Origin of the sequence: Actinomadura sp. NPDC048032, from assembly GCF_040653175.1 — a bacterium.
Lineage (GTDB): Bacteria > Actinomycetota > Actinomycetes > Streptosporangiales > Streptosporangiaceae > Spirillospora > Spirillospora verrucosospora.
In genome coordinates this window covers 1-11,158 of the sequence record NZ_JBEZJP010000269.1, presented here as the reverse complement: position 1 = coordinate 11,158, position 11,158 = coordinate 1, and the positions used below count along the sequence as shown (strand labels likewise).

Below are 11,158 nucleotides of genomic sequence, written 5' to 3'. Positions count from 1 at the left end.
GTCGTCGGCGGCGCCCTGTACGTCGGGCGCTGGCACCGGGAGGCGCGCCCGGGCTGGACGGCGCCTTCGTCCCGTTCGACCCGGACGGCCACGACTCACTGATCCTCGCGCCGGCGCTCCTGCGCGACTCGCGCCATCTGCAGGTCACCGCGGAGTTCCACCCGGGGACCGCGACGCCGGTCTACGCGGCGAAGCTGTCGGCGTCGCTGCAGCGCTACGCGGCCGGCCGGCTCGCCTGGCGGCTCGTCGTCGACCTGCCTCCGGCGGTCGCCCGCGCCCACGGCGACTTCCTGGAGGGCCCCGCCCGGTACGCGCGCGCGGACGAGTTCCTGACGATCGCCAAGGGCGTCTGGAACCAGCGCGGCTACAGCCGTGAAGGCGAGTACTTCCAGGTGAAGGACGGCGGATTGCTCGCTTCGCGCGTGCCGAGCCCGTTCCCGCGGGTCTATCTCTCCGGCACGTCACCGGAGGCGCTCGACCTGTCCGCCCGCCACGCCGACGCACACCTGCTGGACCCGGACGGCGACGTCTCGCTGGTACCGAACGGCGTGGACGCCGCCCTCCGCCTGCCGTTCCATCTCGCCTCGGAGGGCGACGACCTGGAACTGGCCCGCGCCATCGCGCGCCGGCGAGAGGAGGGCGTCTCGGAGTTCTTCCTCGACCCGGCCGATCCGGTGGCCGACACCTACAGGCTGGCGCAGCGCGTCCTGCCGCTCGTGGAGAAGGAGGGGGCCGGGCATGTCCGTTGACGTCTACTGGCGGATCGCCATGGAGGGGGACGCTCCGGCGCTTCGCCTGGGCGACATCACTCGGGGCGGTTTCGGGCCGTACCTGCCGGGCGCGCTCGGTCCCGGGCTGCGCGGCGGCGAGCCGGACGGCCACGGCCCGCTCGACTACATGGCGGAGGTGGCGCGCGCCACTGAGGGAGCCGGTTTCGCCGGCGGCCTGATGCCCTCGTTCCCGGTGACCGACGACCCGTGGGCGGCCGCCGCTGCGCTGTCCGGTGAGACCTCCGCCTACCGCTTCATGATCGCTTTCCAGCCGGGCTTCCTGCATCCGGTGCAGGCCGCGCGGATGTCGGCGTCCCTGCAGGCCGCGACGGGCGGACGGGTCGTGTACAACATCATTTCCGGCGGGGGCGGGCCGCAGCAGCTCTGGTGGGGCGACAAGGTCCACCACGACGACCGGTACGCCCGCACGTCCGAGTTCCTGGACGTCCTCAAAGGCGTGTGGAACGGCCCCTACGACCATGAGGGCCGGTTCTACCGCGTCGCGGGCGCGGCGCTGCCGCCCGATCTGCGCGAGCAGCCGTTCCCGGAGGTCTACTTCTCCGGCTCCTCCCCCGCGGCGATCGCCGCGGCCGGACGCCACGCCGACTACTACCTCTCGTGGCTGGAGCCGTTCGACGCCCTGGCGGAGAAGTTCGCGCTCGTCCGCGAGCACAGCGACACGCCGCCGAAGTTCGCGGTGCGCGTGGACGTCCTCGCCCGGGAGACCGAGGAAGAGGCCTGGGAGGAGATCCGCGAGGGCTGGGCGCGGGCCGGTGACGAGCGCACTCCGGACGCGAGCGAGTCCGTCGGCTGGCAGCGCGGGCGTTCCTTCACCGCCGGCGCCGTCGACTACCGGGACCTGGAGGTCCAACCGGGTGTCTGGGGCGGCTTCAACCGGCTGCGGCCAGGCCCCCTCTTCGGCCTGGTCGGCGACTACCACCAGGTCGCCGAACGGCTCGACGAGCTCATCGGCCTCGGTGTGGACGCCTTCATCCTCGCGGGCGTGCCGCACCTGGAAGAGGCCCGGCGCATCGGCCGCCACGTCCTCCCACTGCTGAAAGGAAACAAGTCATGAGCCTGCGTGTGGGCTACTTCCCGCAGAACAACTCGCTCTGGGTACTGCGGCACCGGGGCATCCTCGAGCGCGCCGTCCCTGACGTGGAGTGGGTCGACCTGCGCTCGCTGCCCGCCGGCGAGCGGCCCGACCCCGCCCGCGGCCTGCCGTCCGCGCACGGCGACCACCTGTTCGACGGCGGCTACGACTTCATCGGCACCGGCTCCACGCCGCCGGTCACCGCGCAGGCCAAGGGGCACGACGTGGTGTACGTCGCGGTGTCCGGACCGCGGATCGAGAACGGGCGGCTCGTCGTCCGGGAGGACTCCCCCGTCACCTCGCCCGCCGACCTCAAGGGACGCAGAATCGCCCTCGGCCACGGCTCCTGGCAGACGACCCTCGTCCTTCTCGCGCTGGAGAAGGCCGGGCTCAGCTGGAGCGACATCGAACCGGTCGACGCCTATGGCAACGCCGCTGAGCTGTTCCTGAAGGGCGACGTGGACGCCTGGGTCGGCTCCTACCCGTACCTGACCGGCGTGGAGCGGCGCGTCCCAGTACGCACGGTCATCGAGACCGACGGTCTGTTCAGCCACCGTTCGCTCTGGTTCACCAGCCGGGCGTTCGCCACCAGGCGCCGCGACGAGCTCGCCGCCATCGTCTCCGCGCTGCAGGAGTCGGACACGTGGGTGCGGCAGAACCCGCGCGAGGCGGCCGAACTCTTCGCCTCCGACGACGGAGGGAGCCTCGACGCTTGGGAGCACGCGCTGCGCACCCGCCCATGGGGCCTGCTGCCGGTGGACGGCGGTTTCGTCGCCGAGCAGCAGCACGCCGCCGACCTCTTCCACGCCAACGGCCTGATCGAGCGTCCGGTCAGAGTGGCCGACGCCGTCCTTCCAGAGGTCAACGAGCTGGTGTGAACACGATCGACTACCCGTAGGTCACCCTGCGCATCAAGATGCCGCAGGCGACGACGAGGCGCGCGCTGGTGGCAGTGGCCGTGCACTCGCGATAGCTCACCGCTTCCGGTCGGAGGATGCAGGAACCTCGCCCACCCTCTTGGCTCCGACGGAGCCTGCGTCCTTCTCTCTCCCCGTTCCGCGTCCTGGGGCGCGAAACGGCATGCGCTGTGCGTAGGCCGGTTTCGGTCGGAATGGTTGGACGGTTACGGCAACCGAGATGATCGCCGGGGCGTCCCCACTGCACAGCGCGGAAGCGGGGAGGAGTTCATATGCGGTTCGTGAAGCGTTTCGCGATTCCCATGGCGGCGGTGGCGGGAGTGGTGCTCGCCGGAGCGCCGCCCGTCTTAGGAGCGGAGGCGGACTGGCGGAAGGTGCCGCACTCAAGCGCGGAGGGAACCCTCAAGGACGTCGCCGTGCTCGGCGGAAGCGACGCGTGGGCGGTTGGGGAGAAGCATCCGCCGTACGAGTCCGCCGATCCGGTCGCCGAGCACTGGGACGGCACGGCCTGGAAGGAGGTGACGGTTCCTGACACGCCGACGGGCACGGGCAGCCTCGACGGTGTCAGCGCCGTGGCGTCCGACGACGTCTGGGCCGTCGGCGACAGCACCGGTCTCGGACCGGTGATCCGGCACTGGGACGGTGCCGTCTGGACTGCGGTCCAGCCCGCCGCGCCACCCAACGGAGCGCATGTCGGGGCCGACCGGCTCAACGACATAGCGGCGGTCTCCAAGACGCTGGCATGGACGGTCGGCTCCTTCTCCGACCGCACCACCCCCGGCCCGGTCACCCTGGTCGAACGCTGGGACGGGACGAAGTGGTCGCGGATGACTTCCCCGAACCCGGGTCGTCTCAGCAACACCCTCCAAGGCGTCGCCTCCCTCTCGGCGACGAACGCGTGGGCGGTCGGGTGGTACCTCAGCGACGCGGGCAACAACGTCGCGCTCGTCCTGCATTGGGACGGCCGCGCCTGGACCAGAAGCCCGGTGACCCTCCCGTCGGGCAACACTGAACTCCAAAGCGTCACCGCTGTCTCAGCCAACAATGTGTGGGCGGTCGGCAACCATGAGGGCAGACCGCTGGTGATGCACTGGAACGGCACTCGCTGGCGCGTCCTGCCTGAGCCCGCGCTGACCGAGTCGTGGCTGAGCGCCGCGGCTCCCGACGGCAGGGGCGGGGTCTGGGTCGGCGGCTACCGCATGACGGACGGCGGGGTGACGAGCAGGCCGCTGTTCCTGCACTGGAACGGCACCGCCTGGACCACCGGCACCAGCGAGGAGGCCGAGGGGACCGTCGAGGGACTCACCCGCGCAGGCACCTCGATCTGGGCCGTCGGGACGACCTCGCCCTGCGTCTGCTTCGTCGCACCCCCACTGGTCGAGGTCAACGGACCCGTCCCGCAGTGACGCCGCATCGCCGAGGATGCCGCCAGCACGGGGCCGCGGTTGTCGATGCCCTTGCCGAGGGCGGGCTGCCGCGTGCTGGAGTGGTCCTCGGGGTCAGCGCAGCACGGCAAGTTCGGTGACCATAGTCAGGATGCGCTGCGAACCGTCCCGGCCCAGTGAGCCGGCGAGTGCGTCAACCCGGTCGACTACTCCGCAGGAGGGGCGGACAGCCTGGTCGGTGGATCCGGGGCGTCGGGCGCCTGGTACCACGGGGCGAGCAGCCGATCCATAAGGACGTGAAGGTGCGCGCGGAATGACTCGACGACCTCTGGCTGAGCCGCGTCCCTCATTCCCTGATTGGGGCTGAGAATTCCCGAGCCCAGGAAGCCGTGCACGCACCAGACCATGGTGCCGAGAAGGTAGTAGGTGTTGACGTCCGGGGGGACCGCGTCCTTTATCCTTCGAGCGGCGATTTGGAGCAGCGGCCGGGCGTACTGATCCTCCATGGTGGAGAAGTCGGCGGCGTCGGCCACCCAACGGTGTGCCCACAGTGCACGGTTCTGCGGGTTCGCCACGTGAAAATCGAGATAGGCGTCGACGATCTCGTGCACCGCCGACCGCGCGGAGTCCGCCCGGGACACGGCAGCTTCCAGCATTTCCCGCTCCGCCTCGAATGCCTGCCGCATGACCTCCTGGTAGAGAGCACGCTTGTCTCCAGCCACCTCGGCGACAACCGCGGAACCGACGCCGAGGACGTCACTGATCAGCTGCAAGGAGGTCCCGTCATAGCCGAGTTGCCCGAACAGGCGGGCGGCGACCTCAAGGACGTGTGAGCGCGCGATCTCATCCGACACAGTTTCACGCTACGCATCGTTCGGTGAGGCAAAGCCTGCGCCAGGGCAAGAGCCCGGCACCAGAGGGCAAAGACGACGTTGAGGCTCCCGTAGCAGGTCAGCTGCCTCAGCAAGCCTCACGGCAGAGCGAGCAGGGCCCAGGGGTCCATAGAGGCTACAGCCCCGTCCTGCAGATCGGCCCTCGCCAGTGTCGGGCTCACGCGAGGGATGGCCATCTGTCGGCGGCCCACTCCAGCCATCCTGGCCATCCAGGAGGCGGACCTCCTACCTCGTGTCCATCGAGTTCCGTGGCGTCGGGCTCCTCGAACAGCGTTCTCCAGTGCAAGAGGTCTGCCTCGCTCATCACAAAGGTCTGATCAGGGGTGGTCGCCTGGCGATGGGCGATCCGAGCACGTTGGGTCTCATGGTCCACCGGCACGTACACGAGTTGACAGGACGCGCCCACAGACATCACCAACCAGCGAATCGCGGACCTCTCGTCATGAGACCAGCATCCGAAATCCAGGACCACGTTCGTTCCCAGCTTCAGCGCCTCCAGACCGAGCCAGAGCAGCCGTCCTTCCAACACATCGCGCTTCCGGGCCGGCTGCGGATCGCCGAACAGCGGGCGCATCCACTCATCCGGCGTCAGCCGCAGCGCGTTGTGCTCCTCGGCCAGCTGTCGAGCTCTCGTGGTCTTTCCGGCCCCGGGCAAGCCGACTGTCAGGAACGACGTCGTCACGCCCAGATCTTGTCACGAAGGCCAAGTGATCAAGGCATGAGCAAAGGTCGATCGAAGCCAAGGTGACGGTGCGGTGGCAGACATAGGCGGGACGGTTGGCCCACTGGTCCTTTGTGCGGCTCCGCAGCTGCCTCTCCTAGATTCAGGGCGCCTTCCCTTAGCCCGGAAAAGGACGCTGGGCACCGACCGCAGCGGAGTGGGCCGAGATGGGGACCAGGTCGCCTTTTTCTCGGCTGAGCAAGCCTGGGTCGGCCCCGAACCGGCAGGTGGCAGGAGGCGGCGGCGCTGTTCCGCGCTACTGCAACGCGGCAAGGCCTTTCTGCAGATCCTCGCGGGTCATGACCGGGTTGATCTCGATCTTCGCGCCCAGTTCCTGGAAGAGCGGCTCGGCGATGGCGGGTATCGCAGCGGGGTCCTGGAGATCGAAGACGAGGATGCAGCAGCGCCCGCCGTCGCCGGGGCCGAAGTACGCCGCCTCGGGATCGAGCCGGTCCATCAGTGACTGCACGATCTCCGGCAACCTGCCGGTCTTGATCGCGCCGTTCGAGACCTGAGTGTCCATGACCGCTCTCAGCATGACTCTCATCGCGTTCTCCCCGGGCGTCCGGGCCGGCGCGGCCCCCTCCGCACCTGCATAAACCCGGTGCCGTCCCACCCACTCTCCTACCGGCGCGTAGCGGAAACACCCCCGAACACGTCCCCTGCGGACATCGTTATGGGAGATCGTTCGACTGCAGGAGGTCGGCCGTCGCTGAGGTGGCTGATGGTCGTTTCAAGTTGGTTTGCCGTCAAGTCCACCACCCCGATCGCGTCGTCCTGCACCTGGACGTGCGCCAGCAGCCGCTCCCAGATCTCGCCGCGCTCCAGCGACGGAATAGCTGACTGAGCGTCTACCCCGGCCCACAGCGTTCGGACACGTCCCGCCAGTCCGCGCCGGTCCGGACCTTCCAGATTCCGTCGACCACCTGACACTGGTCACGCTGAGCGCGGTGCCAGTGACGTAACTCGCCGACCCTGCGATCGGTTACCGGTGAGAGGGTCACCGCATGGCCCCCGCCCCTGCGACCAGCATGGTAAGTGCCGACTCGAACAATGCGTCGGGGGATTCGTGCGCCGACTCGACCGCCTGGCGTCGCAGGTGCTGGAGCGCCGCGACGTGCGCCTCCGTGGGTACGCCAGACCAGGCGCCCGGGTCCAGGCCGGGTGGCGGACGACCATGCCAGGCGTCCCAGAGTTCGGCGAACCCGGCCACCTGAAGCAGGGTAATGGACCAGGCGCGGTAGGCGTCCTGCGGCGAGAGGCCCAGGTCGAGGAAGAAGCCCACCAAGCTGTCGTCGGTCTGCAGCAGGCCAGGGAGGCGAACGGGGTGAGGTCCTCGGCGCGCGCGAGCGCCAGCATGGGCCGGTAAGGCGTCACCAACTGGTCGCCCACGCATTCGTGACCCGGAAGGTCAACGAGCCGCAGGGCGGGGTCATGACCACGATTCCCGGTTGGTTGGGCGACGCGTAGGTCGGCTGACTGGAGACGACGAAGCTTCCGGGCGGATTGGGGAAGGGAAGCGCACAGAGCCCCTGCACGCGATACCAACTGCCCCCGGAAGGGTTGCCCTGGCAGCTTCCGATGCCGCGGCCATCGGCCGTCAACGCGGCCCAGCAGCTGGGCGACGGTGTCGCTTGAGCCGGCGCCGCGGTCAGGGCAGTCACGGTGGCACCAATACCCACCAGCGCCACCGCCGTGAGAATCCGTCGCTTCATGCGCTCACTTCCTTGCTGGAGATTGAAGGGATGTCGCAGCGCTAATGCGTGTTGCAGTGCTGGTAACGCAGTCGCCTGGTATCCAGGCTAAGCCGATCCTGGCTGGCCACAGGGATCGGTCTATATCTCTTAATGGTGATGCGGCGAATCTCCAGGTCACCCCGGGCATGGCTCGGGGCGCCGGACGGATTGTTCAGGCAGATGCCCCAGCCGATCTCGCCGTTGCCCAAGTAGTAGACGGGCCTTGCAGGTCCGGCAGAAGCACCAGCCGATCTACCCGTTGCCGGGCTCGGTGGACTTGCGCAACGTATAGGCGCTGCCGCCGTTCTGGTAATGGCTGTGTGGTCCCACAGATGGGTGACGGGTCCCGCGGGTAGGACCGTCCTGCGCGACCAGCACGTCTTTTACTTCCCCAACACCGCGCACCTCACCGACTACCTGCTGACCGGGCCCAAATACCAGCCCGCCGCCGAGCTGCGCGGCGACCCTGCTGCGCTGCAGGGAGGTACTGGAACAGGCTGGCCGACGACGGGACCGTCCAGCCCTGAATCCCTCGCTGTGGGCTCCGCTCCACGGACAGCTCACCGACCGCTCCGGCGTGACCTGGGTCCTCGACATCGCCGTGCGGTACTCCGCAGGCTGACTGACATGCCGGACGCGGCGAACGAGGTGGGCCCTCGCCGCCGCTTCCGTGCACCTCGTGGACCGTGCCACGCCGCGGCGCTCAGTCCAGAACCGCAGTGGCCTCCACCTCGACGAGCACACCCGGCTCGAACAACACCTCAACGCCGATGAGCGACGCCGGCGGCATGGGCGAGCCGATGCCGATCTCGTCGGCCACAGATTCGACGCCGGCCATGAACTCCGCGATCTTTTCCGAGCTCCAACGGGCCACGTAGAACGTCAACCGCACCACGTCGTCGAAGGTCGCACCGGCACCGGCGAGTCCAGTCGCCGTGTTCCGCAGGGCTTGCGCGACCTGCCCGGCCAGGTCGGACGGGACCGGCGAACCGTCGGGTTGGTGGGCGACTTGACCTGCGACATGGACGTGCCGGGTTCCGGTGGCCACGGCCACGTGGTGATACGGGGCGGGCTGAAGCATCCCCGCGGGGGTGAAGCGCTGAACGGTCATGACGAATGTCCCCTCCTTAGGTATCGTCAGGATACTTAGGCGCAAGAAGACACTTCAACGAGACCAGGTTTCACGATGGATACCCCTGCAGAGCTGCGGATCAGCACCGCGCACCGAGAGCTCCTCGACCAGGTGCTCGACAAGTGGTCGCTCAGCATCCTGAACGAGCTGTGCGAACGCCCCTGCCGCTTCAACGAGCTCCGGCGCGCCATCCCGGAGGTCACGCAGAAGTCGCTCACCGGAACGCTCCGCCGGCTCGAGCGCAATGGCATCGTCGAACGCGAGGTGACCTCGACCCGCCCGGTCGCCGTGACCTATAGCATCACGCCGCTAGGCAAGACCCTCCGCGGCCCGGTCGACGTGCTTGTGGCGTGGGCGGACCGGCACCTGCCGGCCATCGAGGCCGCACGGGACGCATTCGACGAGGCGGACCACACCTAACCGCCGCGCCGGGCAGGCACCGAAGGCAGGTGCCGAGAGACCGACGGGCCCCGCGGCCTCCCGCGGGTGCCGCAGCCGTCACCCACACGAACGGCCGCATGCCGGACGCCCCCGCGGCGTCCGCCACGGCGCCCTCACAGCGGGCCGACGGTTCGTTCATCGCCGTCTTCTCCTGCTACTGGCGTCCCGAAGTCAATCCGCTCAGGAAGCTGATCTTCGAATCGAAGGACTTCGGTGGCGGAACGTTCGATATGCCCCTTGCCGCCCGTCTGAGCGACTCCGCTCATTCGGCGTACGACCCGTGAAGTCCGGATGGAGGCCCCGGTGGGCGACTCGGCGCAGGCGAGGTGCCCTGCTCTGGCGCAGGGCGCCGGTTGCACGATGTCCGACGCCTACACCCTGGCGGTCATCGCTACCGAGGCGGATGGCGACGACGAGATGGCGCCGCGCTGGACCGGTGGTGATGGCCGGAACGGCCCGTCACCGACCGTTGCCAGCGGCGATCCGCCGACGTGGCGGCCACCCGCGACCTGTCGAAGGGCAATCCGCTGGAGACCAACGCTCGTGGTCTAGGCCGATTGAGTCTCGTACCGCGGAGCGGAGGCCGTCCGCGCCGAGGACAGGCGGTCTTCGGGCGTTTCTCTCGTAGCGGGCGTGGCAGTGCCGCGGGGGTCGGCCGAGGTCACCTCGGAGCCGGTGACGATCTCGACTCGGCGGATTGTCGGCTCCGGCGCCGCACAGGCCTCGCTGCCTGCGACAGGAACAGCGCGTCGGACTCCAGGGGTGACTGCGCTCCGGTCGCTGCCTCCGCGCACAGGTCGGGCCAGTCGTCACCGACCGGTGGCGATGGTCGGCAATCGCCACCAGACCGCAACTTAACCCTTTCATGGGTTTGCATGGGGATTTACGCCAATAGTGTGGGTGGCCATCGGTCAGAGCAACCTGGGCGGCGACGCCGGGTGGGATGGTGATGGCTTCAGCGGGACCGAACGAGGCAACCAGGTGGCAGCTGTCCAAGCCCCCCGCGGAGGCGACGAGCTTTGTTGGGCGAAGCCGAGAGTCGGCCGAGGTCAAGCGTCTGCTGTCCGCGTCCCGATTGGTGACGTTGACGGGCGCGGGTGGAGTCGGCAAGACCAGGTTGGCCGGTCGGACGGCCACGAGCTTGGAGCGGGAGTTCCCCGACGGGGTGTGGATGGTCGAACTCGCCAACCTCGATGAGCCCGAACTCCTGACCACCACGGTCATGGAGGTGCTCAAGATCAGGGATTGGTCCGGCCGGCCGCCCTTGGAAGCGCTGATCGAGAATCTGCGCGACAAGCACATGCTGGTGGTGTTGGACAATTGCGAGCACCTTCACAACGCGTGTGCGTTTCTGGCCGAGAACTTGCTGCGCTCGGCCTCAGGGTTGCGAATTCTCGCCACCAGCCAGCAGGTTCTGGGGATCGCCGGGGAACAGACCCTGCCCGTCCCGCCGCTGCCGCTGGACCAGCGGACTTCACATCGGAACGCCGCCACGCCGCGCGCCACGGAGGCGGCCGAGTTGTTCGCCGACCGCGCACGGGCAGTGCTGCCCGAGTTCACGCTCACCGAGGCCAACCAGGAGGCGGTGGAGTTGATCTGCCGGCGCCTGGACGGGTTGCCGCTGGCCATTGAGATGGCGGCGGCACGCCTGCGCGGGCTCTCGGTGGAGCAGGTGCTGGAACGACTCGACGACCGCTTCCGGCTGCTCACCCGGGGATCGCGGGCGGAACTGCCGCGGCACCAGACGCTGCAGGCGCTGATGGATTGGAGTCACCAACTCTGCGACCAGCAAGAACGCAGCGTGTGGGCGGGAATGTCGGTCTTCAGCGGGGGTTGTGATCTGGAGGCCGTCGAGGAGGTGTGTTCGGGCAAGGGAGTCGAGCGAGCGGACGTCGTCGACGTGGTCGCCGCGCTGGTCGAGAAGTCGATTGTGAGCCGTGAGGAGCAGGCGGGCAGGGTCCGGTATCGGCTGCTGGAGACGCTCCGGCAGTATGGCCGAGAACGGCTGGTCGACAGCGCCAAGTTCTACTACAGCTGGGTGAGCGCGGAACTGCAGACCAGCCTCGACCA

13 protein-coding genes are annotated in these 11,158 nt (G+C 68.7%); 7 read left to right on the top strand and 6 right to left on the bottom strand.

The features are described from left to right. The 4 genes from AB0C69_RS28240 to AB0C69_RS28225 form a co-directional block, all read left to right on the top strand. On the top strand, positions 1 to 749 hold a 749-nt coding region (locus AB0C69_RS28240; protein WP_360358217.1), incomplete at its 5' end, for an LLM class flavin-dependent oxidoreductase. After that, a complete protein-coding gene (locus AB0C69_RS28235) occupies positions 739 to 1,845 on the top strand; it encodes an LLM class flavin-dependent oxidoreductase (RefSeq protein ID WP_360358216.1) in 1,107 nt (368 codons plus the stop codon). The genes AB0C69_RS28240 and AB0C69_RS28235, both read left to right, overlap by 11 nt. Then, complete coding sequence (locus AB0C69_RS28230) at positions 1,842 to 2,741, top strand: ABC transporter substrate-binding protein (RefSeq protein ID WP_360358215.1); 900 nt, start codon at positions 1,842 to 1,844, stop codon at positions 2,739 to 2,741. The genes AB0C69_RS28235 and AB0C69_RS28230 overlap by 4 nt, the downstream gene beginning before the upstream one ends. Before the next feature lie 311 nt (positions 2,742 to 3,052). After that, complete coding sequence (locus AB0C69_RS28225) at positions 3,053 to 4,186, top strand: hypothetical protein (protein ID WP_360358214.1); 1,134 nt, start codon at positions 3,053 to 3,055, stop codon at positions 4,184 to 4,186. Between the two features lie 185 nt (positions 4,187 to 4,371). On the opposite strand, the gene AB0C69_RS28220 is transcribed toward AB0C69_RS28225, so the two are convergent. The 6 genes from AB0C69_RS28220 to AB0C69_RS28195 form a co-directional block, all read right to left on the bottom strand. Continuing rightward, positions 4,372 to 5,019, bottom strand: a complete 648-nt coding sequence (locus tag AB0C69_RS28220) for a TetR/AcrR family transcriptional regulator (protein ID WP_360358213.1) — start codon at positions 5,017 to 5,019, stop codon at positions 4,372 to 4,374. A gap of 196 nt (positions 5,020 to 5,215) precedes the next feature. Then, positions 5,216 to 5,740: an ATP-binding protein gene (locus tag AB0C69_RS28215; RefSeq protein ID WP_360358212.1), complete on the bottom strand. Its 525-nt coding sequence runs from the start codon at positions 5,738 to 5,740 to the stop codon at positions 5,216 to 5,218. Positions 5,741 to 6,035: 295 nt separating this feature from the next. Further along, positions 6,036 to 6,302: a DUF3303 family protein gene (locus tag AB0C69_RS28210; RefSeq protein ID WP_360358211.1), complete on the bottom strand. Its 267-nt coding sequence runs from the start codon at positions 6,300 to 6,302 to the stop codon at positions 6,036 to 6,038. A 477-nt stretch (positions 6,303 to 6,779) separates the two neighbouring features. Beyond that, positions 6,780 to 7,064 carry a hypothetical protein gene (locus AB0C69_RS28205; protein ID WP_360358210.1) on the bottom strand — a complete coding sequence of 95 codons (285 nt, stop codon included), beginning with the start codon at positions 7,062 to 7,064 and terminating at the stop codon, positions 6,780 to 6,782. 88 nt (positions 7,065 to 7,152) lie between these two features. Next, a complete protein-coding gene (locus tag AB0C69_RS28200) occupies positions 7,153 to 7,494 on the bottom strand; it encodes a hypothetical protein (RefSeq protein WP_345173953.1) in 342 nt (113 codons plus the stop codon). 724 nt (positions 7,495 to 8,218) lie between these two features. Then, complete coding sequence (locus tag AB0C69_RS28195) at positions 8,219 to 8,626, bottom strand: RidA family protein (RefSeq protein ID WP_360358209.1); 408 nt, start codon at positions 8,624 to 8,626, stop codon at positions 8,219 to 8,221. A 75-nt stretch (positions 8,627 to 8,701) separates the two neighbouring features. On the opposite strand from AB0C69_RS28195, the gene AB0C69_RS28190 reads away from it, so the two are divergent. From AB0C69_RS28190 to AB0C69_RS28180, 3 genes are all read left to right on the top strand, one after another. Continuing rightward, entirely contained in the window at positions 8,702 to 9,067 is a 366-nt protein-coding gene (locus AB0C69_RS28190; RefSeq protein WP_360358208.1) for a helix-turn-helix domain-containing protein, read from the top strand. Positions 9,068 to 9,165: 98 nt separating this feature from the next. Then, positions 9,166 to 9,372 (top strand): hypothetical protein, encoded by a 207-nt coding sequence (locus tag AB0C69_RS28185; RefSeq protein WP_360358207.1) that lies wholly within the window; start codon positions 9,166 to 9,168, stop codon positions 9,370 to 9,372. Between the two features lie 659 nt (positions 9,373 to 10,031). Continuing rightward, positions 10,032 to 11,158 (top strand): NB-ARC domain-containing protein (locus AB0C69_RS28180; protein ID WP_360358206.1); only part of this gene is annotated, 1,127 nt, incomplete at its 3' end.